Source organism: Vibrio glycogenivorans (genome assembly GCF_051660965.1).
Lineage (GTDB): Bacteria > Pseudomonadota > Gammaproteobacteria > Enterobacterales > Vibrionaceae > Vibrio.
The window spans coordinates 346,543-368,534 of sequence record NZ_JBPVIS010000001.1 but is presented as its reverse complement, the minus strand read 5'-3'; the positions used below and the strand labels follow the sequence as shown (position 1 = coordinate 368,534).

At 50.8% G+C, this 21,992-nt stretch carries 21 protein-coding genes; 17 read left to right on the top strand and 4 right to left on the bottom strand.

What is annotated here, in order from left to right; all coding sequences use genetic code 11:
* The first annotated feature begins 20 nt into the window (after window positions 1–20).
* From fabD to ptsG, 10 genes are all read left to right on the top strand, one after another.
* Entirely contained in the window at window positions 21–944 is a 924-nt protein-coding gene (gene fabD, locus ACSTTG_RS01615) for an ACP S-malonyltransferase (RefSeq protein ID WP_438460707.1), read from the top strand.
* 32 nt (window positions 945–976) lie between these two features.
* Complete coding sequence (gene fabG / locus ACSTTG_RS01610; RefSeq protein WP_438460790.1) at window positions 977–1,711, top strand: 3-oxoacyl-ACP reductase FabG; 735 nt, start codon at window positions 977–979, stop codon at window positions 1,709–1,711.
* Window positions 1,712–1,944: 233 nt separating this feature from the next.
* Window positions 1,945–2,178, top strand: coding sequence for an acyl carrier protein (acpP, locus tag ACSTTG_RS01605; protein ID WP_004406112.1), 234 nt, complete (start codon window positions 1,945–1,947; stop codon window positions 2,176–2,178).
* A gap of 92 nt (window positions 2,179–2,270) precedes the next feature.
* On the top strand, window positions 2,271–3,512 hold the full coding sequence (gene fabF / locus ACSTTG_RS01600) for a beta-ketoacyl-ACP synthase II (RefSeq protein ID WP_438460708.1): 1,242 nt from the start codon (window positions 2,271–2,273) through the stop codon (window positions 3,510–3,512).
* 86 nt (window positions 3,513–3,598) lie between these two features.
* The gene (gene pabC, locus ACSTTG_RS01595; RefSeq protein ID WP_438460709.1) at window positions 3,599–4,405 is read left to right on the top strand and encodes an aminodeoxychorismate lyase; all 807 of its coding nucleotides are present in this window, start codon (window positions 3,599–3,601) and stop codon (window positions 4,403–4,405) included.
* The gene (gene mltG / locus ACSTTG_RS01590) at window positions 4,399–5,412 is read left to right on the top strand and encodes an endolytic transglycosylase MltG (protein WP_438473617.1); all 1,014 of its coding nucleotides are present in this window, start codon (window positions 4,399–4,401) and stop codon (window positions 5,410–5,412) included. Before pabC ends, mltG begins: the two co-directional genes overlap by 7 nt.
* The gene (gene tmk / locus ACSTTG_RS01585; protein WP_438460711.1) at window positions 5,412–6,050 is read left to right on the top strand and encodes a dTMP kinase; all 639 of its coding nucleotides are present in this window, start codon (window positions 5,412–5,414) and stop codon (window positions 6,048–6,050) included. Before mltG ends, tmk begins: the two co-directional genes overlap by 1 nt.
* Window positions 6,047–6,997, top strand: coding sequence for a DNA polymerase III subunit delta' (gene holB, locus ACSTTG_RS01580; RefSeq protein WP_438473616.1), 951 nt, complete (start codon window positions 6,047–6,049; stop codon window positions 6,995–6,997). The genes tmk and holB overlap by 4 nt, the downstream gene beginning before the upstream one ends.
* 8 nt (window positions 6,998–7,005) lie before the next feature.
* Entirely contained in the window at window positions 7,006–7,776 is a 771-nt protein-coding gene (locus tag ACSTTG_RS01575) for a TatD family hydrolase (RefSeq protein WP_438473615.1), read from the top strand.
* Window positions 7,777–8,218: 442 nt separating this feature from the next.
* Window positions 8,219–9,649, top strand: coding sequence for a PTS glucose transporter subunit IIBC (ptsG, locus tag ACSTTG_RS01570; RefSeq protein WP_438473613.1), 1,431 nt, complete (start codon window positions 8,219–8,221; stop codon window positions 9,647–9,649).
* A 262-nt stretch (window positions 9,650–9,911) separates the two neighbouring features.
* Here ptsG and rrtA read toward each other — a convergent pair whose 3' ends face one another.
* Window positions 9,912–10,478, bottom strand: a complete 567-nt coding sequence (gene rrtA / locus ACSTTG_RS01565) for a rhombosortase (RefSeq protein WP_438473612.1) — start codon at window positions 10,476–10,478, stop codon at window positions 9,912–9,914.
* Here rrtA and ACSTTG_RS01560 point away from each other — a divergent pair.
* Window positions 10,470–11,105, top strand: coding sequence for a tRNA-uridine aminocarboxypropyltransferase (locus tag ACSTTG_RS01560; RefSeq protein ID WP_438473611.1), 636 nt, complete (start codon window positions 10,470–10,472; stop codon window positions 11,103–11,105). The two genes, rrtA and ACSTTG_RS01560, sit on opposite strands and share 9 nt — an antisense overlap.
* Here ACSTTG_RS01560 and ACSTTG_RS01555 read toward each other — a convergent pair.
* From ACSTTG_RS01555 to ACSTTG_RS01545, 3 genes are all read right to left on the bottom strand, one after another.
* Entirely contained in the window at window positions 11,094–12,407 is a 1,314-nt protein-coding gene (locus ACSTTG_RS01555; RefSeq protein ID WP_438473610.1) for an anti-phage deoxyguanosine triphosphatase, read from the bottom strand. The two genes, ACSTTG_RS01560 and ACSTTG_RS01555, sit on opposite strands and share 12 nt — an antisense overlap.
* 37 nt (window positions 12,408–12,444) lie before the next feature.
* Entirely contained in the window at window positions 12,445–13,029 is a 585-nt protein-coding gene (gene yfbR / locus ACSTTG_RS01550) for a 5'-deoxynucleotidase (RefSeq protein ID WP_438460718.1), read from the bottom strand.
* A 94-nt stretch (window positions 13,030–13,123) separates the two neighbouring features.
* Complete coding sequence (locus ACSTTG_RS01545; RefSeq protein WP_438460719.1) at window positions 13,124–14,338, bottom strand: pyridoxal phosphate-dependent aminotransferase; 1,215 nt, start codon at window positions 14,336–14,338, stop codon at window positions 13,124–13,126.
* A gap of 303 nt (window positions 14,339–14,641) precedes the next feature.
* On the opposite strand from ACSTTG_RS01545, the gene ACSTTG_RS01540 reads away from it, so the two are divergent.
* The 6 genes from ACSTTG_RS01540 (at window position 14,642) to menE (ending at window position 21,984) form a co-directional block, all read left to right on the top strand.
* Window positions 14,642–15,961, top strand: coding sequence for an isochorismate synthase (locus tag ACSTTG_RS01540; RefSeq protein ID WP_438473609.1), 1,320 nt, complete (start codon window positions 14,642–14,644; stop codon window positions 15,959–15,961).
* Window positions 15,958–17,697, top strand: a complete 1,740-nt coding sequence (menD, locus tag ACSTTG_RS01535) for a 2-succinyl-5-enolpyruvyl-6-hydroxy-3-cyclohexene-1-carboxylic-acid synthase (protein WP_438473608.1) — start codon at window positions 15,958–15,960, stop codon at window positions 17,695–17,697. Before ACSTTG_RS01540 ends, menD begins: the two co-directional genes overlap by 4 nt.
* Window positions 17,684–18,508: a 2-succinyl-6-hydroxy-2,4-cyclohexadiene-1-carboxylate synthase gene (gene menH, locus ACSTTG_RS01530; protein WP_438460722.1), complete on the top strand. Its 825-nt coding sequence runs from the start codon at window positions 17,684–17,686 to the stop codon at window positions 18,506–18,508. Before menD ends, menH begins: the two co-directional genes overlap by 14 nt.
* Before the next feature lie 9 nt (window positions 18,509–18,517).
* Window positions 18,518–19,384, top strand: a complete 867-nt coding sequence (menB, locus tag ACSTTG_RS01525; RefSeq protein ID WP_438460723.1) for a 1,4-dihydroxy-2-naphthoyl-CoA synthase — start codon at window positions 18,518–18,520, stop codon at window positions 19,382–19,384.
* A gap of 144 nt (window positions 19,385–19,528) precedes the next feature.
* Entirely contained in the window at window positions 19,529–20,515 is a 987-nt protein-coding gene (gene menC, locus ACSTTG_RS01520; RefSeq protein WP_438473607.1) for an o-succinylbenzoate synthase, read from the top strand.
* 2 nt (window positions 20,516–20,517) lie between these two features.
* Complete coding sequence (menE, locus tag ACSTTG_RS01515) at window positions 20,518–21,984, top strand: o-succinylbenzoate--CoA ligase (protein ID WP_438473606.1); 1,467 nt, start codon at window positions 20,518–20,520, stop codon at window positions 21,982–21,984.
* Window positions 21,985–21,992 lie beyond the last annotated feature (8 nt).

Here is a 21,992-nt window from a genome sequence, read left to right as displayed (position 1 = left end):
TATTGCTTAAGGAAAAGAACATGAGCAAGTTTGCTATCGTATTTCCAGGTCAAGGCTCACAAGCGGTTGGTATGCTAGCCGATCTTGCTGAGCAATATGAAGTGGTCAAACAGACCTTTGCTGAGGCATCTGAAGCGCTTGGCTATGACCTATGGGCGTTGGTACAAGAAGGCCCTGCTGAAGATCTCAACCAAACCTTCCGCACCCAGCCAGCCCTTTTGGCTTCATCTGTTGCTATTTGGCGCGTATGGCAAGAGCTGGGTCTAGAGCAGCCTGCTAATCTTGCAGGTCACAGTCTAGGCGAGTACTCAGCACTGGTTTGTGCTGGCGTGATTGACTTTAAACAAGCGATCAAACTGGTTGCGCTGCGTGGTCAACTGATGCAAGAAGCGGTTCCTGCTGGAACGGGCGCTATGTACGCCATCATCGGCTTGGATGATGAAGCGATTGCCAAGGCTTGTGAAGAGGCGGCGCAAGGTGATGTCGTATCACCAGTAAACTTTAACTCGCCGGGTCAGGTTGTGATTGCGGGCAGTAAAGCAGCGGTTGAACGCGCGGGTGCGTTGTGTAAAGAAGCGGGCGCTAAGCGTGCGTTGCCGCTGCCAGTTTCTGTGCCATCACACTGTGCTTTGATGAAGCCAGCTGCTGACAAGCTAGCACTTGCACTGGAAGAGATCGATTTCAACCAGCCAGCACTGCCTGTGATCAACAACGTCGATGTGGCTGCTGAGACCGATCCGGCAAAAATCAAACAAGCCCTAGTTCGTCAGTTGTACAGCCCAGTTCGCTGGACCGAAAGTGTACAACTGATGCACGAGCAAGGCGTTGAAAAACTGCTAGAACTTGGCCCAGGCAAGGTTCTAACTGGTCTAACAAAACGAATTGTGAAAGCACTGACTGCTGCGGCAGTGAACGATGTTGCGTCGCTAGACGCAGCCAAGTAAGTGTTCAATACCATTAAGGGAAAACAACAATGATGAACCTAGAAGGCAAGGTTGCACTGGTAACCGGTGCAAGCCGCGGCATTGGCCGTGCGATCGCAGAATTGCTGGTTGAGCGCGGTGCAACCGTGATCGGTACAGCAACCTCAGAAGGCGGTGCGACTGCGATTAGTGACTATTTAGGCGACAATGGCAAAGGAATGGCACTTAACGTGACTGATGTTGAATCCGTTGAGTCGACCTTGAAAGCGATCAATGATGAGTTCGGTGCGATCGACATTCTGGTCAACAACGCGGGTATCACTCGTGACAACCTATTGATGCGCATGAAAGACTCAGAGTGGGATGACATCATCAACACCAACCTGACGCCAATCTACCGTATGTCAAAAGCAGTACTGCGCGGCATGATGAAAAAGCGTGCAGGCCGCATCATTAACGTCGGCTCGGTTGTCGGCACTATGGGGAATGCAGGTCAAGCGAACTACGCGGCGGCGAAAGCGGGCGTGATCGGCTTCACTAAATCGATGGCGCGTGAAGTAGCTTCACGTGGTGTGACGGTGAACACGGTTGCTCCAGGTTTTATCGAGACGGATATGACCAAAGCGCTTAACGATGAGCAGCGTGCGGCAACACTGGCTAACGTACCAGCGGGCCGTCTTGGTGACCCGAAAGAGATCGCATCAGCAGTGGCATTCCTTGCATCACCTGAGGCAGGCTACATAACTGGCGAAACTTTGCATGTAAATGGTGGCATGTACATGGTTTAATGCTAAAGTTGGTTGAGTTTAGACAGTAGTTGATATTATTGCGCTAAACTCCCCCAGTTTTGGTTAAGTCTTGCACATAAAATGTGCATGATATAGGTCAAAAATGAGCTGAATTTCGGTTAAAATCGCAAAAATCGTGGTTTGACCAGCAAGGACCCCCTTGCAACTTTCATTAGTTCTAATAAACTACGGAAACATCGCATTTAGGCGACATCTGTAAAGGAAAATTAAAAATGAGCAACATCGAAGAACGCGTAAAGAAAATCATTGTTGAACAGCTAGGTGTAGACGAAGCAGAAGTTAAAAACGAAGCTTCTTTTGTTGACGATCTAGGTGCGGACTCTCTAGACACTGTTGAGCTAGTTATGGCTCTTGAAGAGGAATTCGACACTGAGATTCCTGATGAAGAAGCAGAGAAAATCACTACTGTTCAAGCTGCAATCGACTACGTAAACAGCGCTCAGTAATTTACTCTCCCAGGCGGCCCTCTGGCCGCCTGTGTTTTATTTAGTCTCTTCTATTCCCTCATAGAAACATTTACACCCCGGAGAATAAGATCGTGTCCAAGCGTCGCGTCGTTGTCACTGGCATGGGTATGTTGTCACCGGTAGGCAACACTGTTGAATCTTCATGGAAGGCCCTGCTTGAAGGTCAAAGTGGCATTGTCAATATTGATCACTTTGAAACCGAAAATTTTGCTACTCGTTTTGCAGGTCTAGTTAAAGACTTTGATTGCACCGAGTACATGTCTAAGAAAGATGCTCGTAAGATGGATTTGTTTATCCAGTACGGCATCGCAGCGGGTATCCAGGCCCTTGATGATTCTGGACTAGAAGTTAACCCAGACAACGCTCACCGCGTTGGTGTGGCGATTGGCTCTGGTATCGGCGGCTTAGACCTTATCGAAGCGGCTCACACCGCTCTAACAACGAAAGGCCCACGTAAAGTGAGTCCATTCTTTGTTCCTTCAACCATCGTTAACATGGTTGCAGGTAATCTTTCTATTATGCGTGGTTTGCGCGGTCCAAACATTGCGATCGCAACGGCGTGTACAACGGGTCTTCATAACATTGGCCATGCAGCACGTATGATCGCGTATGGCGATGCCGATGCAATGGTGTGTGGTGGTTCTGAGAAGGCGTCTACGCCGCTGGGTATGGCAGGTTTTGGCGCAGCGAAAGCCTTGTCAACGCGCAATGACGAACCGCAAAAGGCGTCTCGTCCATGGGACAAGGGCCGTGATGGTTTTGTTCTTGGTGACGGCGCGGGCGTCATGGTACTCGAAGAGTACGAGCACGCAAAAGCGCGCGGCGCGAAAATCTATGCTGAGCTGGTTGGCTTTGGTATGTCAGGTGATGCTTATCACATGACCTCGCCGAGCGAAGATGGCTCAGGCGGCGCTCTGGCAATGGAAGCGGCGATGCGTGATGCCGGTATCGACGGCACCCAAATCGGTTACGTTAATGCACACGGCACCTCAACACCTCAGGGTGATGTGGCTGAGATCAAGGGCATTAAGCGTGCGCTTGGCGAAGAGGGAGCCAAGCAAGTTGTGGTTTCATCGACCAAGTCAATGACAGGCCACCTATTGGGTGCAGCAGGCTCGGTAGAAGCGATCATCACTGTGATGTCACTGGTTGATCAGAAAGTTGCACCAACCATTAACCTCGATGATCCAGAAGAGGGGCTTGATATTGATCTTGCGCCGCACACTGCGCGCGACGTTGAGATGGAATACGCGCTGTGTAACTCATTTGGTTTTGGTGGCACAAACGGCTCGCTGATCTTCAAGAAGATCTAATTCGCTTGCGTGACACTTGTTTTCTAACGGCTTGATGCTTAGCATTAAGCCGTTTTGTTTTTTGTAGCAAGAGAAGGAGTCAGCCTGTGTACTTGATCGATGGTCAAAAGACCCATGACGTTAGCGTGCGCGATCGCTCATTTCAGTATGGTGATGGGGTGTTCACGACGATTCTCACTCGTAATGGCCACCTAGTCCGCTGGCAAGATCACTTGGCACGCCTTAAGAAGGGCTTGATTCGACTTGCTATTCCTGAGCCGGACTGGCGCAACGTTGAGCTTTGGGCCTCGCAGGTAATGAGCACCGAACCGTTAGCTGGCGTGAAGCTGCATATCAGCCGTGGTCAAGGTGGGCGTGGATACAGCCCTAATGGCTGTGATACGCCGGTAGTGACGGTCAATCGATTCGCGTTTCCGGCGCACTACCACACTTGGTATCAAACCGGCGTCGAGTTGGGGATTTGTCAGCAACGTCTTGGGCTCAACCCGTTGCTTGCCGGTATCAAGCACAATAACCGTCTTGAACAGGTGTTGCTCAAAGCCGAGATTGAGCAGCAAGGATTTGTCGATGGAGTGGTGTTCGATCTCAATCAACATGTGGTCGAGACCACAATGGCGAACTTATTCTGGCGGCAAGGTGATGTACTCTACACGCCAAAAATCGAGCAGGCTGGAGTGGAAGGTGTGGCGAGAAATTTTGTCGTCAATCATGCTGAGCAATTTGGACATCAGATCAAAGTTGGTGATTTTGCCTTGCAAGATTTACTTTCTGCTGACGAAGTTTGTCTGACCAATGCGCTAATAGGCGTTGCGCCGGTGCGTAAAATCGCGCACCATGCTTTTTCTTTTGGCCCACTTGCCGAGCAACTACGCAAGAGTTATATGTCGTGTTAAAAAAACTGTTTATTTTTCTCCTTTTGGTACTGGCGATGGCTGCTGGTACGTTTTTCTATGCCCAGCAGCAACTTGAGCAGTTCCTTGCTCAACCGGTTGATATTGAAGCGCCAGAGATGCTCCCTGTACGCCGTGGCGCAAACGTTAATAGTGTAATTAATCAAGTGGTTACACAAGGCTGGGTTGAGGCATCACCGTTTAGTCGCCTAGTGCGCCATCTTGAACCCGAGCTTTTGGATATTAAGGTAGGTACTTTCTCCATCACGCCAAATATGAGTCTCAAGCAGCTTCTCGAGCTGGTTGTTTCGGGACGCGAGCACCAGTATTCGATTACGTTTGTCGAAGGTAGCCGTTTTGATGAGTGGCGTAGCCAGCTCGCGGTTGCCAAGGGCTTGGAAGTTGTCACCCAGGATATGAGCGAGGCAGATATAGCGGCAGAGCTTGGTATTGAGCGCGATAAACTCGAAGGGCTTCTTCTTGCTGAAACCTATAACTATACCCAGGGTACCAGCGATCTGGATATTTTGCGCAGAGCGAATCGCTCTTTGCAGTCACACCTTGAACGGATTTGGGCCAACAAGCAAGAGGATCTGCCACTAGCAAGCCCTTATGAGGCACTGATCTTAGCCTCGATAATTGAGAAAGAGACCTCGGTTGCTGAAGAGCGTCCTCGTGTATCTGCGGTGTTTGTCAACCGCCTAAATGTTGGCATGCGCCTTCAAACGGACCCAACCGTAATTTATGGCATGGGTGATACTTATCAAGGTCGGATTGGTCGTAAGGGATTGGATACCCCAACGCCTTACAATACGTATATTATTAACGGTCTGCCACCAACGCCGATTGCTATGGTGGGGGTTGCGTCTCTTGAAGCAGCGCTCAACCCAGAAGACAGTGATTATTTCTATTTTGTTGCCAGCGGCACGGGCGGGCATGTGTTCTCAAAAACACTTGCCGAGCATAACCGCGCGGTGCAAGCCTATTTACGTCATATAAGAAACAAGTAATGAACTCAGCAAAATTTATCGTTATCGAAGGCTTAGAAGGGGCGGGCAAAAGCACGGCCATTAATCGTGTCATAGAAACACTCAAGGCTCACGGAGTTGAAGATATCCAACAGACGCGTGAGCCAGGTGGCACTTCACTTGCAGAAGCATTGCGCACCTTAGTTAAGCAAGAGCACGATGGTGAAGAGTTAATTGACACCACTGAATTGCTGCTGATGTATGCAGCGCGTGTGCAACTGGTTGAGAATAAAATTAAGCCGGCCCTAGCCGAGGGTGCTTGGGTGGTCGGCGATCGTCACGATATGTCTTCTCAGGCTTATCAGGGCGGCGGTCGTGGCATTGCTGCGTCAACCATGACTGCACTGCGTGACATCGCGCTGAATGGCTTTAAACCTGATCTAACCTTGTATCTGGATATCGAACCCAAGCTTGGTTTAGAGCGTGCCCGCGGTCGTGGTGAGCTCGACAGGATCGAGAAGATGGATATCAGCTTTTTTGAGCGAACCCGTGAGCGCTATTTGGCGCTGGCTAATCAAGATCCTTCCGTGCTGATCGTCGATGCCAGCCAGAGCATTGCCGAGGTCGGGGCGGATATTGAACGTCAACTGACAGATTGGCTGAGCAAGGAATCTGCGTGAACACACTCTACCCATGGCTTAAACCGCTCTGGCAACAGTGGCAGCCGTCACTGAACCAGGCCAGTTTTACTCAAGCTTGCTTGCTCAGCGCGGCTAGTGGCTTGGGGGCCTCAACATTGGTCGAAGCGTTGGCCAAGACATTATTGTGCAAATCGTCTAATGATGAGGCGTGTGGTTTTTGTCATAGCTGCGATCTGTTTGATGCCGGAACGCACCCTGACTTTCACCAAGTCGCGCCACCCGAGCCAGGCAAGTCAATATCGGTTGAGCAGATCCGTCAATGCCAAGCATGGGCTCAGCAGGCCTCCCAGCTTGCCGGTCAGCGCATCATCTGGATCCGTCACGCACAAGCGATGACGGAGTCTGCATCTAATGCGCTGCTTAAGTCGCTTGAGGAGCCGAGTGCCACTTGTAGCTATGTCCTTACGGTGGAGAAAGGCAGTCAGTTGTTGCCAACGATCACCAGTCGTTGTCAGCAATGGCATATTGTCACCCCAGAGTTTAGTCAGGTGCTGTCATGGCTCGAGGATCAAGCGGACAGTCAACTCGCACCGCTGGCACTGACCTTAGCGGGGGGAGCGCCGCTGCTTGCGCAGCAACTGATCACCGATAAGACCGTGAGCGAATATCAAAAGCTGGAGGGCAGCCTGGTGAGCGCCTTGGAGCAGCCGATGTTTGGCGCATGGAATGAAGTGGCCAAGGTGGCTGCAAGTGATCATGCAATGACGCTCACCTGGTTGTGGCTTCTATTAGCGGATGCGCAGAAAGCGCAATTTGGCTTGAATACAGGGCAGCAACTGCCGGGCGCTGAACGGATTGCCAAGCTGGTGGAGCCGCAACTGCTCTATACTCAAACTCATCGGCTCAGTACACTTATCCACCAATTTAACACCCATTCTGGGCTAAACCGTGAATTACTGCTGTTAGAGTGGTTAATGGCATTTTAAGAGACACTATGTTTATCGATTCCCATTGTCATCTCGACAAACTTAATTACGACGACCTTCATCAAGACATCAGCGATGTGATTGCTAAGGCAGAACAAGCCAATGTGACCGAGCTACTCTCGGTTGGGGTGACGATGAAGTCCTTTGCCAATATGATGGCGATGATCGAGCCGTTTCCACAGGTGCATGCCTCTTGTGGCGTGCACCCACTCGATGTTGAGAGTGATTTTGACCTTGCGCAGTTTCGCGCTTTCGCCGAGAGCCCACGAGTGGTTGCGATTGGAGAGACTGGCCTCGATTACCACTACCAACCCGAGACGGCGCAGCTCCAGCAAGAGCGTTTTCGTCAGCAGGTGGATTTGGCGGTTGAGCTCAATAAACCCCTGATCATTCATACTCGTCAGGCGCGTGAAGATACGTTAGCTATCTTGCGTGAACATCAAGCCAACAAGTGCGGCGGTGTGATCCACTGCTTTACCGAGGATCTGAGCTTTGCCCAGCAGGCGATGGAACTTGGGTTTTATATCTCGATCTCCGGGATCGTCACCTTCCGACAAGCGACAGAGCTCAAAGAGGTTGTGACCGCTTTGCCACTCGATCGCCTATTGATAGAAACCGACTCCCCGTATCTTGCTCCCGTACCTCATCGCGGTAAAGAGAATCAACCTGCTTATGTTGTTGAGGTTGCTGCCTATATCGCTCAGCTAAAAGGCGTTTCGATTAGCCAAGTCGCGCAGCAAACCAGTGAAAACTTCCGTAATCTTTTTTTGAGAAGATAAATAACTCGATTATCTAAGGGCGCCTTGCGGCGCCCTTTTTTTTGCTTGTTGGTGAGAGCTTAACCGCTAAGGTGATGTGACTCGCACAAATCCTGATTTTCGTGTAGCTCGTGGTGGTGAACTTAATAATTGTATAAAAATAAGTTTGTGGCGTTTTTATTTGTAGTGTGAAATTAATCAAAAAACTATTTAAGTGTATGTATTTGTTGATAAATACTCTGTGGTTGGGGAGGTTTTAAGCCCATATTAATTGTGATCTGACTTAGACTTTATAATTAAAGTCCTGTGTTAACTAGCAAATCACGACAGGCTCAATATATATTTAGAGGCGGAAAATATAATGCACAAAAATGGTTACATTTTCACTGAGGACTAACATTAAGGCTGCGGGGGTGTGCCGTTAGGCCTCAGCAATTACAAAAACTTTATCAGGAGCATAACTATGTTTAAAAACCTTTTTGCAAACCTGCAAAAAGTCGGTAAGTCACTGATGCTACCAGTATCAGTACTGCCAGTTGCAGGTATTCTATTAGGGGTTGGTGCGGCAAACCTTGGATTCATTCCAGAGATTGTTTCACACCTAATGGAACAAGCGGGTGGTTCAGTATTTGGTCAAATGGCGCTACTGTTTGCAGTAGGTGTAGCACTTGGCTTTACTAACAACGACGGCGTAGCAGGTCTTGCTGCAATCGTTGGTTACGGCATCATGACGGCAACGCTAAGCGTTATGGCTGGCGTGATGGGCGTTGAAAGCATCGATACCGGTGTTCTAGGTGGTATCCTAGTCGGTGGTGTGGCTGCATGGTCATTCAACCGTTTCTTCAAGATCCAACTTCCAGAATACCTAGGCTTCTTCGCTGGTAAGCGTGCGGTGCCAATCATCACAGGTTTCGCTGCGATTGCACTGGGTATCGTACTATCTATCATCTGGCCACCAATTGGCGGCGCTATCTCTACCTTCTCTCACTGGGCAGCAGAGCAGAACCCACAAGTTGCATTTGGTATCTACGGTATCGTTGAGCGTTCACTGATCCCATTCGGTCTACACCACGTGTGGAACGTACCTTTCTTCTTTGAAGCGGGTCAATGTGCTAACGCAGCAGGCGAGATCAACAACGGCGTTCTTACTTGTTACCTAGTGGCTGATGATGCAACACGTGCAGCAGGTAATGGCTTCGGTCAGCTAGCGGGCGGTTACATGTTCAAGATGTTCGGTCTACCAGCAGCAGCGATCGCGATTGCGCACTCTGCTAAGCCTGAGAACCGTGCAAAAGTAATGGGTATCATGGCGTCAGCAGCACTGACTTCATTCCTAACCGGTATCACTGAGCCAATCGAATTCTCATTCCTATTCGTAGCGCCAGTACTATACGTTATCCACGCTCTACTAGCGGGTACGGCATTCTTCCTAACTAACACGTTCGGTATCGTACACGGTACATCGTTCTCACACGGTCTGATTGACTTCACTGTTCTTTCTGGCAACGCGCAGAACATGGGTATCATGGTTGGTCTAGGTCTAGTTTACGCAGCTATCTACTACGTGGTATTCCGCGCAGTTATCAAGGCAATGGATCTTAAGACTCCAGGCCGTGAAGACGAAGACGAAGCAACGGCAGGCGCAGCACAAGGCTCTGACATGGGTTCTGACCTAGTAGCAGCGTTCGGCGGCAAAGCAAACATCACAGGTCTTGACGCATGTATCACTCGCCTACGTGTTGCAGTAGCAGACACAGAAGCGGTTGACCAAGACAAGCTTAAGCAGCTAGGCGCAGCCGGTGTGGTTGTCGTAGCTGGTGGTGTACAGGCTATCTTCGGTACTAAGTCTGACAACCTAAAAACTGAAATGGATGAGTGGATTAAATCCCACTAATTTTTCCCAAATCGGTTAATAAAAAAAGAGAGGCTTAGTGCCTCTCTTTTTTATTTCCGATTTGGGAGAGGCGAGAATCGAGAGTCGAGAAGCGAGAGGTAGTCGTTGTGATTACACAGGATATTTGCGACTAGGTATGTTTACTTTAACTAGTAGAAACAAAAAGCGCCTATAAGTACGGCGCTATTTCACTAAAGCTGCCCACGAGCACCATTAACTCGATTCTCGCAGGGCGGCAGCCCGATCTCGTCTCTCGCCTCTATTACCAAGTAACATGACGTAAACAACAACGATAAAACACACCCGCAAAAAGCAACCCAAGCACAGTGCCAACAAAATGCGCGTCGATGGCGACGTTGGCGTTGATTAGGCTGGCGGTTTCGGCTGAGGGGCCGACGAGTTGCTCCCAGGCGACTTTGGCGCTGATGCCTATCACTAGCAGCCAACTGCTGCGGCGGCCATTGAGGGCCTCATCCAGTGCGTAAAAGGCGAAGACGCCGTGCAGGACGCCGGAGAGGCCGAGGTAAATTTCTACATCACCCGCGAAGTTGGTTAGGCCTATGCATCCAGATAAGGCTAACAGCAACCAAGTTAGCTGCCTTGGTGCCGGTTGGAAGATAAACGCCATTACCCAAAACGTAGCAAGGTTAATGAATAGATGATAGGTGTTGGTGTGGCTGAAGTGTCCGGTTATAATCCGCCACCATTGGCCATCCAGTATGTATTGTCGGTGCCAACTGACGTACACTTGCGTGCTGTCAAATTGCAGTGCGAGCGCAATGACGCTGACGATCATCACGACTAAGTAGGGTTTTAAACTATGTCTCACCATCAATCCCATGGTTCACGTTATTGCCAAAAATGCGGTAAGGCCAACAAAGCGTGTATCTGTGAGCATATCCTTGCCCTGAAAGCCAAAACTGAACTGATTATTCTACAGCATGATTCCGAACAAAATCATCCACTTGGTAGTGCAAGAATTCTATCTTTGTCGCTAGACAATGCACGGTTATTTATCGGTGAGGACTTTTCCGAGCATGCCGAGCTGAATCAGATGCTAGCCCAATCAGATTACCAACACTATATTTTGTACCCAGGTGAAAAAGCCCTTGCATTGAAGACACTGGCAACAAAGCCAAGTGACAAGAAGGTACGCCTTATCTTGCTCGATGGGACATGGAAAAAAGCCTACAAGATGTGGCAACTTTCAGCGAATTTGCAAGCGCTGCCGTGTGTGGCCCTGCCCAGTGATATTCGCGGTGACTATCTGATCCGCAAAGCGCCCTCTGATAATGCGCTTTCCACAGTGGAGGCGGGATATCATGCACTATCGATTTTACATCCAGAGTCCGACTTTTCGCCGCTGTTGGAAGCATTTCGTGCCATGATCCAGTTCCAAATCGACCAGATGCCTCCTGGCATATTTGAGCGCAATTATCTGCGTTCAGATGTGTGAGGAAAACAGCTGCTGGTGAAGCCTTTTCGCTCGACCATCGGTCATCGCCGCAACATAGTCACAAATGACCCTCATCTGTAAGTCTTCGCTTGGTGCGCGACGCCACAGGTTCTGCTGCTGGATCGGCAACAGCCGCTCGGGGTCGCCGCTGAGCGCCTCAAACAGCTCCATGATGATCTGTTGACCTTTGTACTCGGCGACTTGTACTTCTGGTACTTGAATGACGTACTGACTGACAAAGTGCTTGAGGATATCCAAGGCAATCGCCATCTCGCGCGTAAGCACGGCGTTGTAGCGTAACAGTGGGCTGTTAAACCCTGCCTCGACACACTCCAGCGAGATGCTGGTGAGCAGTGCATTGACCATGCCGCCAATCGCATCTTTGCGCTGATGATGTAGGCCGGAGAACAGCATCTCGCTGATGGAGTTGATATGCTGCTCAAACCATTCATCACCCGACTCAACCAGTTGCGCGGCAGCGGCCTCTTGCCATTGTTGGCGCGAGACCATGCCCAATACAATCGCATCCTCCAAGTCATGAACCCCATAGGCGATATCATCAGCAAGCTCCATAATTGAGCAATCAAGCGACTTGTAACGGGTCTTGTGATGCTGTTGCAGCGGAGCGTGGTTAGGACGAAACTGACCGAAGAGACTGCGCTCGTCGTCACCAAGTGGCTGGCACACCCATTCGAACAGCGCATGATCACAATCGTATATCCCCTTGGCTGGCGCCCAATCTTTGGCGCGTATTTGCCGTTGTGTTGTGGGGTCTCTGGGGGCTGGGCGACAGTGCGCCTGAGAGATGAGCGCTGGGTACTTGATAAGTCCGAGTAAGGTTCGACGCGAGAGGTTCATACCAAAGTGCTCAGTATAAGGCTCTAGTTGAGTCACGATGCGAAAGGTCTGCGCATTGCCCTCAAAGCCACCATAATCACGCATCATATAGTTGAGGGCATTTTCTCCACCATGCCCATAGGGGGGATGGCCAATATCATGGGCAAGACAGATGGCCTCGATCAGCGCCGCACTGGGCAGTAAATCTAGGTTATCGCTCTGCTTCTTTTTTATTTGGGCGACAATGCCTGAGCCGAGCTGCGCAGCTTCGAGGGAGTGTGTCAGCCTGGTGCGATGAAAGTCATCAACACTGCTGCCGTGAACCTGAGTTTTCGCCTGTAGACGACGAAAAGCGGCAGAGTGAAGGATCCGAGCACGATCGCGCTGAAAGGGGCTGCGATGATCATCGCGACGGATCTTGTGTTCGTCATCGTGGCGATCATTCCATTTTGCACAAATAGGCATGGGTTAATGACTTCCTTTTCCAACAGTTAGCTAGGGCTTAGGTTATCTCATCGAGCGAGAGGCTAAAGCTTGGCGCAAACACCTCTAAAAAGTAGGTCATTTCAGGTGTGCGACGCTGCTCTAGTGTCACATCAAGACGTCTTTTAGCCAGATCAAACTCATGATTACCCGCACTGATCTCTTCCAGACACTTCAGGTACGCACACAGCGTATCGGCTTGCTTGACGATCTTGGTGTCCTCTTCATGAGCCTGGTGCGATAACAAGAAGGGCGCAAAATCCTGCTGAAATTCCTCAGGGAGCATAGACAGAAGCTTATGCTCTGCCGCGGCCTCAATCTTTTTATACTCTTTGGCAATCTCTGGATTGTAGTATTTCACAGGGGTCGGTAGATCGCCGGTCAGCACCTCGCTGGTATCATGATACATACCGAGCAGGGCGATACGCTCTGGGTTAAGGCTCCCAGCAAACTTTTTGTTTTTTATCACCGCCAGCGCATGAGCGACAAAGGCAACCTGCAAGCTATGCTCAGAGACATTTTCTAGCGAGACCGAGCGCATTAGCGGCCAGCGTTGGATGAGCTTCATCCGGGCAAGGTGAGCGAAAAAATGACTGGTTTGCATACGACTTCCTTTTGACCGTCATTATCGATGTAAAAACAAAAAGACACTCAAACGAGTGTCTTTATATTTCGATTGATACGTCTATGTTAGCGTTTTATTGCGAATAAGTAGACAAGAATTTTTCAAATCGACCTATTGCCGTTTCAAGATCATCAAGGTGGGGCAGCGTCACGATGCGGAAGTGATCCGGCTTTGGCCAGTTAAACCCAGAGCCTTGAACTAAGAGAACTTTCTCTTGGATCAGGAAGTCGAGCACCATCTGCTGATCATCGTGGATCTTGTAGCGCTTGGTGTCGATTTTTGGGAACAGGTACATCGCCCCCTTGGGCTTGACGCAAGAGACTCCGGGGATCTGGTTGATCAACTCATAGGCGCGGTCGCGCTGCTCGAGCAGGCGCCCGCCTGGCAGGATCAACTCGTTGATACTTTGATAGCCACCAAGCGCAGTCTGGATCGCGTGCTGCATTGGCACGTTGGCACACAAGCGCATCGAGGCGAGCATATCTAGGCCATTGATATAGCCTTGAGCAAGGTGTTTCGGACCGGTGAAGAACATCCAGCCGCCGCGAAAACCACACACGCGATAGGCTTTAGATAGGCCGTTAAAGGTAGCAACGAGGACATCCTCGGTCAGACTTGCAACCGAGGTGTGCACCGTACCGTCATACAGCACCTTATCGTAGATTTCATCGGCAAAGATGATCAGTTTATGCTGACGCGCGATCTCAATCAGCTCGAGCAGAAAATCTCGGCTGTAGACAGCACCGGTCGGGTTGTTTGGGTTGATGATCACTAGGCCACGCGTTTTCGGCGTGATCTTGGCGCGAATATCATCAAGATCAGGGTACCAATCGGCTTGCTCATCACAGGTGTAGTGCACTGCCTTACCGCCCGATAGTGCCACGGCCGCGGTCCATAGCGGGTAATCCGGTGAAGGGACCAGCATCTCATCGCCATTATTGAGCAGAGATTGCATCGCCATCACGATCAGCTCAGACACACCATTACCGATATAGACATCCTCAACGTCCAAGCTGCGAATGCCTTTTTTCTGATAGTGTTGAACAACCGCTTTGCGCGCGGAGTATATACCTTTGGAGTCGCAGTAGCCTTGAGAGGTCGGCAGGTTTCTGATCACGTCTACCAAGATTTCATCTGGGGCGTCAAAACCAAAAGGGGCCGGGTTGCCGATATTCAGCTTAAGAATTTTATGCCCCTCTTCCTCCATTTTTTTAGCATGTTTCAATACAGGACCGCGTATATCGTAGCATACATTATCGAGTTTGCTCGACATGACGATATTTTCCATTGTTAAACCCCAAATAAATAACACTTTCTATCATTAAACCATAGAAAAATAAGGTTTGATAGAATAAAAGCCTGTAAGGCGTTATTAAATAGTCAAAAGATGGCAAAGTGCTGAATTATAACCGTAGTCGCAAGATGAGAAATGGGGAACAAATATCAGACATTTGCGCCTTAAACTGTGCACTTTTCTTGATTTGAGCCGTTGCAATCAATACATTAGCTTTCTAATGATAGAAACGATAGTTCTACAGATCTGATCGCAAAGTGTTTTATCACCATCGATCACTGAGATGAGGATACCGAATTGAACTTCGCTGCCACGATAACATCGCTGATCGAACAGATCAGTACAGCGCCAGCCGAACAGGTGCGATTTACCCAGCCCTTGGGTGATCAATTCGTGGTGGAGAGACATCAGCTGGTGGATTGGTTAGATGCTCAGCCCTTGTATCCCAAGTTTTTCTGGCAAGACCGAGAGGGTGATGAAAGCGTCGCCGCGCTCGGCCAGATGTACACCTTTCACCAACCCGCGCCAGCGTATACGATTTTGGCCCAGCATCAGCGTGTTTGGGGTGGGCGAGCGTTTTCGTCCATGAGCAAGGGAGGGCCGCGCTGCCTCTCCTCGCTGTTTTTTCTGCCGATCGTCGAGCTGACTCTGAAAGCCGGGCAGTGGTGTCTGGTTGTGAATACCAACCGCTCACGAGGCGATGCTATCTCGGCGCTGAACCGCCTAACTTTTGAAATAACCCCCAAGCCTAGCTCAGCGCCCAAAGTCTGTCGTGCCTCTCACAATCCTGAACAGGCACAATGGGATCAGCTTGTTGAGCAGGCTCTGGGGGAGATTGAGCAAAATAAGTTTAAGAAAGTGGTCCTGGCGCGTAAGTCCACGCTTGAAATGGCTCAAAAAGTGTCGGCCGCGGCGGTAATGAAGGCCAGCATCGCCAACAATCACGACAGCTTTCACTTCTTATTCGCCATGGACGCCGGGCACAGTTTTATTGGCTCGACACCGGAGCGTCTTTATCGGCGCGATGATCGAGTTCTGCTTACCGAGGCACTAGCCGGCACCATAGGTCGTGGTGTGAACCATGAGCAAGATCAGCAGTTGGCACAATGGTTGGCTCAAGATGGTAAGAACCTACAAGAAAACCAGTATGTTGTGGATGATATCGTTGAGCGGCTAACGCCATTGTCTGAGCGCATTGAGGTAGAGGAAAACGCCGAACTGATTCGATTGCGCCGCGTGCAGCACCTCAAGCGGGCGATTTATGCTCAGTTAAAGGATGAGGTTAGAGGCGATAAACTGCTCGATGCCTTGCAGCCCACGGCGGCAGTCGCCGGCTTGCCGCGTGAGCCCTCGATGCAGTTTATTGATCACAATGAGCCATTTCTACGCGGCTGGTATGCAGGCTCAGTGGGCTATTTAAGTCACGAGCGTGCCGAGTTTTGTGTTGCGATCCGCAGCGCCTTAGTAATGGATCGCACGGTGTACTTGTTTGCTGGAGCGGGCATCGTTGCCGGATCCAAGGCTGAGTACGAGTGGCAGGAGCTCGACAAAAAGCTAGCGACTCTGCTAACCCTACTAGTAGAAGAGAAAACCGAAATTAGTGGAGTGTGTCCGTGAGCCAAGAGCAAAGCCAACTTAATCGCGTCTGGAGCCATATTGTGCTCGAAGAGCTCTATCGCCACGGCGTGCGTGATGTCTGTGTTGCCCCGGGCTCTCGCTCAACGCCATTGACTCTTGAGGCCGATGCGCACCCGAACCTTCGACTCCATACCCATTTTGATGAACGCGGATTGGGCTTTTATGCCCTGGGTCTCGCCAAATCGAGTACCGTTCCAGTCGCGATTATCGTCACCTCCGGCACCGCAGTAGCTAACCTATTACCCGCCATCGTTGAATCCGGACTTACTAAAGAGCAGCTGATTGTACTCAGTGCAGATCGGCCACAGACGCTGATCGACTGCGGAGCCAATCAGGCGATCAATCAAATCGGTATCTTTTCTAGCCATGTAGCGCAAAGCATAGATTTGCCGAGTCCCAGTCGTGATTACGCTTGGCTATTAACCACGCTAGATCAAGCACTGTTTAACCAGCAGCAATCGGGAGGCAGCCTGCATATTAACTGCCCATTTCCCGAGCCACTCTATGGCGAGGTGGATTGCGAGCTGCTGCTCAAAAGCCAACCTGAGCTCGAGCACTGGTTAGCTCAAGCGACGCCGTATTGTCGCATCGACCAGCGCCATGCCGCCGCGCCGATTGATTGGGCGCTAACCCATAAGAAGGGTGTATTGATCTTAGGCCGGCTCAAAGTTGAGCAAGCTGAGCAGGCATTGCTTTTGGCTGAGCGTTTGGGGTGGCCAGTGTTGGCAGACCCACAGTCGGGCGTGAGCAGTGATTGGGCTCACTATGACCTTTGGCTACAGACAAAGAAGGGGCAAGACCTACTGCAAGGCTGTGAGTGGATTGTGCAGCTCGGTGATCGCGTGGTCTCCAAGCGCCTCAATCAATGGATTGAGCGCCAGGTACGTCAGCACCATGTGTCCTATAAACTGATAAGCGAGTCAAATCAGCGCCTTAATCCAGATCATCTCGCGCAATATCAGGTGATAACCAAGATAGATTCTTGGCTCGCCAGTCTCATAGAACACCTTAGTGATACCCAGCCAGCTTGGTGTCAAAGAGACGAGCACTGGCAAGCGCAGGTTGCTGAGCTCGTGGCGCAGCAGAGTCTGTCCGACTCACTGACCGAGCTTGGTGTCGCGCGCTGGGTAACGGAGCAGAAGTTAGCCAAATCACTGTTTATAGGCAACAGCCTGATTGTGCGCTTGGTTGATATGGTGGGGAGACCCAAGAGCAAGCAGGTCTATACCAATCGGGGCGCATCAGGTATTGATGGCCTGGTGGCAACCATGGCCGGGGTACAGGCGCACCAACAGCAGCCGATGATCATGGTGCTGGGTGATACCTCTCTGCTTCATGACCTAAACTCGCTTGCCCTATTGAAGCAACAAACTGCGCCCACACTCGTCATTGTGACCAATAATGATGGTGGAGCCATCTTTGACTTGTTACCGGTGCCCACCAAACAGAAGAGTAGCCTGTACCAGATGCCGCATGGCTTCGATTTTCAACATGCTGCATTGCAGTTTGGCCTTGAGTATAGCGCGGTCGATACGCTGTCTGAGCTAGAAAGGGTGGCTCAAGAGCATTTTAGTTGTGGACGGCCTAGTTGCGAACGGCTTAGTTGCGGACGGCCTAGTTGCGGGCGTGGTGCGCGAGTGATTGAAGTAAGCACGCCTCCGGACCAAGCTTTCTCACATATCAAACAGTTGGTGGCTAGCCTTGCTGCTCTCTAGCGATTACCGCCCGTCTCGAGCTGCACAAGACCCTGCTAAGCCCTTGCTGGTGTTTCTCCACGGCTTTCTTGGCAGTGGCGAGGATTTTGCGCAAGCTTTAAGTTATCTCACTCACTACCCCACTTTAAGCATTGATCTACCTGGGTTTGGGGCGAGCCACAAGGTAACCTGCCTCGATATCAATCACTGCCTAGAGCTTGTCAAAGCCACGATTAATCAGCATATTGAGATAAATCAGCGCGTCGTACTTGTCGGCTACTCAATGGGCGGTCGCCTGTTACTTACCGGCCTTGCTCAAGGAATCTTTGCCTCGCTGCCGCTGATCGGCGCAGTGGTAGAGGGCGCGCATTTTGGCTTGAGTGATGATCAAATGCGGGAGTCTCGCCGCAAACATGACGAGCAATGGGCACAGCGGTTTGAGCGTGAGCCCATGGAGGCGGTGCTGAAAGACTGGTATCAGCAGCCGGTTTTTGGCTCACTCTTAGAGCGGCAGAGGCAAGAGTTAATCACTATGCGCAGTCACAATGATGGCCGCTCGATTGCCGCCATGCTGCGTATTACCTCATTATCGGCGCAGGGGGATCTACGCGCGGCACTGCATCATCAAAGCGTGCCTATACACTCAATTTGTGGCGATAAAGATAGCAAATTCAAGCAGCTTGCCGAGCAGAGTGGTTTTGCTACCACTCTTATCGAGCAGGCTGGACATAATACCCATTATGAGCGTCCACAAGCTTTTGCCCGGGCGCTATGCGTAATCACTGAGTCATTGCTGCCTTGCCAGCTAAGCTCAGTCTCAAAATTTAGTTAGGAAATAACCATGGCAAAAACAGTCGGAATCAGTGAAGAAGAGTTGTATGCACCGGTCAATTGGCAAGATTGCAGCGATGCCTATGAAGATATTCAATTCCATAAGTCGGCAGATGGGATTGCTAAGATCACTATTGCCCGCCCTCAGGTTCGTAATGCGTTCCGTCCTCAAACCGTTAAAGAGATGATCAATGCACTGGCAGATGCTCGCTACGATGAGTCGGTGGGGGTGATCATCCTTACCGGTCTTGGTGAGGATGCTTTCTGCTCTGGTGGTGACCAGAAGATCCGTGGCGATTACGGCGGCTACAAAGATGATACGGGCACCCACCATTTGAATGTGCTCGACTTCCAACGCCAGATCCGTACCTGCCCGAAACCGGTGATTGCTGCTGTGGCTGGCTGGGCCGTTGGTGGCGGTCATGTATTGCATATGATGTGTGATTTGACGATTGCTGCCGAAAATGCGCAGTTTGGTCAGACTGGACCAAAAGTTGGCTCGTTTGATGGTGGCTGGGGCGCTTCCTACATGGCGCGTATCGTGGGTCAGAAAAAAGCGCGTGAGATCTGGTTCCTATGCCGCTTTTACGATGCACAGGAAGCGCTGGATATGGGATTGGTCAATACGGTTGTGCCTGTGGCTGACCTGGAAAAAGAGACAGTGCGCTGGTGCCGAGAGACGCTTCAACATAGTCCAATGGCCCTGCGCTGCCTAAAAGCGGCCCTGAACGCTGACTGTGATGGCCAAGCCGGTCTGCAAGAGCTAGCGGGCAATGCGACCATGATGTTCTATATGACTGAAGAAGGGCAAGAGGGGCGCAATGCCTTTAACGAAAAGCGCCGTCCCGACTTTAATAAGTTCCCTCGTAATCCATAAAGTCAATAAATTCAGTGCTTTAATTTGATGACCTCCATTATGTCATTCCCTTAACAAAGGCTTACATAATGGAGGTTACTTTCTATAAAACCTGTTCTAAACTTCTGCCACAACTTTCGAACCTGACCTGCCTTAGGAGTCCCCATGCGTTCAGTGAAACTCTACCTTTACCGCCTACCGATGGATAGCGGCGTGATCCTCCGTGACGAAAAACTGAGTGAGCGAGTCGGGTATGTGGTCAAGCTCAGTGATGGCCAACGTACGGGGTTAGGGGAGGTTACGCCACTGCCTGGGTTCAGTCCTGAATCGCTTGATGATGTTTATCAGCCACTGATCAGTGCGTGCCAACTTTGGCAGCAGACCGGTGAGATGCTGACTCGAGACTTACCCGCGAGTGCCGCCTTTGGTCTATCCATGGCTGAACTAGAACTTGAGGGGGCAATACCAGAGCAAGGCAACTACCAAGTCGCCCCATTGTGCACCGGTGACCCTGATGAGTTGCTGCCTGCTCTCAATCAAATCGAGGGAGACAAGGTGGCGAAGATCAAAGTTGGACTGTACGAGCCGATTCGCGACGGCATGCTGGTTAATCTGTTTCTTGAATCGATGGGCGACCTCAAGTTGCGCCTGGATGCGAACCGAGCATGGACGCTAGAGCGTGCGCTCAAGTTTGCCCAGTACATTCCACCCTCGATGCGTCGACGCATCTCATTCATCGAGGAGCCTTGCCACTCTCCTAGCGATAGCCTGACCTTTGCGATTGAAACTGGGATAGCGATTGCATGGGATGAAACCCTGCAAGAAGCGGTGCGTAGGCCAGATTTTTGCCTCGAGGACCTGACTGGAGCCAAGAGCATCGTCATCAAACCAACGCTGATTGGCTCTGTGAGCCGGTGTATTGAGCTGATCGACAAGGCCCAAAGCCTTGGTATTCGTCCCGTATTGAGCTCGAGCTTAGAATCAAGTCTTGGCTTAACTCAGATTGCCCGTTTAGCTCAGTGGAAAACCCCACAAGTGACACCGGGTCTTGATACGATTGGTCTCTTTCAGCGTCAGTTGGAGGTAGCTTGGCCTGGGTGTGAGCTAGCGATGGATTCTATCGAGCAACAAAGCCTGATTTGGCAGGTTTGATCATGCGTCTACCCTGGCATCAACATGCCGAGGATTGGCCGGATGCGCCAGCCCTAATACACCAGCATGAGGTCATAAGTTGGGCCCAGCTCTCAAGTCGAGTTGGTGCGGTCGCAAGTATGCTGGAACAGCAAGGGGTTCATCGCAGTGACGTGGTGTGCCTCTTGGGCCACAACTCGCTTGAAGCGCTGTTGGTCTACTTAGCCAATATCCAATTGGGCGCAATTAGTGCGTGGTTAATGCCTGAGCCTGGTGTGGTGACTCTTGATAAGTGCCAACAAGTTTACCGGCAAGGTGAGCCAGTTAGAATATTTTGTAGTGATAGTGACTGGCAAGTCTTGGTGCAAGAAGGCTCTAGAACCAGTGTTAGCTTACTGAATAGGATCGTTATCTCAGAGCCACTTCTTGGGAGTGACTTTGGCGAAAACCAAAGGCTAAATAACCAACTGAAAGTCTCGCCTAAGTTGCAACCCAATAGATTTAACCCACAGCAATTGGTCAGTATTGTGTTTACCTCCGGCTCGACAGGCCAGCCAAAGGCGGTGGCGCACCAATATGCTCAACATCAGGCCTCAGCAGAGGGTTTATTAGCGCAATTCGACTATACCCGCGACGATAGCTGGCTGCTTAGTTTGCCTATGTTCCACGTCTCTGGGCTAGCCATCGTGCACCGCTGGTTAACACGGGGAGCGGGATTAAAACTAGGCAGTGGTGAGCTAATCGCGGATATTGGTGGCGTGACCCACGCCTCGCTGGTACCGACGCAATTAAAACGCTTGCTCGAATCAGGACAGGATTTGGCGCTTAAGCGCGTTCTGCTCGGCGGGGCGCACATTCCACATGAGCTTGCCAAGCAAGCGCAGCAGTTGGGTATTGATACCTGGCTTGGCTATGGCATGACCGAGATGGCCTCGACGGTTACTGCAAAACGTGTCGATGGTCAGCCGGGAGTGGGTACACTGCTGGCGAATCGGGATCTCATGCTCGATGAGCAGCAGATACTGGTTAAGGGGGCGACCCTAGCTTGTGGCTATTACTCTCAGGGTGAGCTTCATCCTTTGGTGGACAAGAGCGGTTGGTTTCATACCAACGATCTTGGCCGATTTGTCGCTGGGGAGCTCAACATCGATGGTCGAGCTGACAACTGCTTTATCTCTGGTGGCGAGAACATCCACTGTGAGGAGATTGAGTTGGCGACTAATCGTCACCCTGATGTGGTTCAGTGTGTGGTTGTGCCAATCGAGGATGCCCAGTTCGGTGCCAGGCCACTGCTACTGGTAGAAACACGTACGCCGTTCGCTGCGCAGGAAATACAGGCCTTTCTCGCCCAAGAGTTAGTTAAATTTAAGGTACCTAAGCGTATCGAAGCCTTACCTAGTTCACTTTTAGGCGAGGGGATCAAGCTGTCTCGATATCAGGTCAAGCGCTGGGTGAGCAGCCACTTCACTGAACTTAAAGTTATTTTCTAGCACCTTTC

Excerpts from the sequence above, each read along its gene's own strand:
- ACSTTG_RS01560 (WP_438473611.1), top strand. The coding sequence starts at position 10,470 with ATGTCTCACCATCAATCCCATGGTTCACGTTATTGCCAAAAATGCGGT.
- ACSTTG_RS01555 (WP_438473610.1), bottom strand. The coding sequence starts at position 12,407 with ATGCCTATTTGTGCAAAATGGAATGATCGCCACGATGACGAACACAAG.
- fabD (WP_438460707.1), top strand. The coding sequence starts at position 21 with ATGAGCAAGTTTGCTATCGTATTTCCAGGTCAAGGCTCACAAGCGGTT.
- menB (WP_438460723.1), top strand. The coding sequence starts at position 18,518 with ATGGCAAAAACAGTCGGAATCAGTGAAGAAGAGTTGTATGCACCGGTC.
- ptsG (WP_438473613.1), top strand. The coding sequence starts at position 8,219 with ATGTTTAAAAACCTTTTTGCAAACCTGCAAAAAGTCGGTAAGTCACTG.
- tmk (WP_438460711.1), top strand. The coding sequence starts at position 5,412 with ATGAACTCAGCAAAATTTATCGTTATCGAAGGCTTAGAAGGGGCGGGC.
- yfbR (WP_438460718.1), bottom strand. The coding sequence starts at position 13,029 with ATGCAAACCAGTCATTTTTTCGCTCACCTTGCCCGGATGAAGCTCATC.
- ACSTTG_RS01545 (WP_438460719.1), bottom strand. The coding sequence starts at position 14,338 with ATGGAAAATATCGTCATGTCGAGCAAACTCGATAATGTATGCTACGAT.
- fabG (WP_438460790.1), top strand. The coding sequence starts at position 977 with ATGAACCTAGAAGGCAAGGTTGCACTGGTAACCGGTGCAAGCCGCGGC.
- ACSTTG_RS01575 (WP_438473615.1), top strand. The coding sequence starts at position 7,006 with ATGTTTATCGATTCCCATTGTCATCTCGACAAACTTAATTACGACGAC.
- menC (WP_438473607.1), top strand. The coding sequence starts at position 19,529 with ATGCGTTCAGTGAAACTCTACCTTTACCGCCTACCGATGGATAGCGGC.
- acpP (WP_004406112.1), top strand. The coding sequence starts at position 1,945 with ATGAGCAACATCGAAGAACGCGTAAAGAAAATCATTGTTGAACAGCTA.
- menE (WP_438473606.1), top strand. The coding sequence starts at position 20,518 with ATGCGTCTACCCTGGCATCAACATGCCGAGGATTGGCCGGATGCGCCA.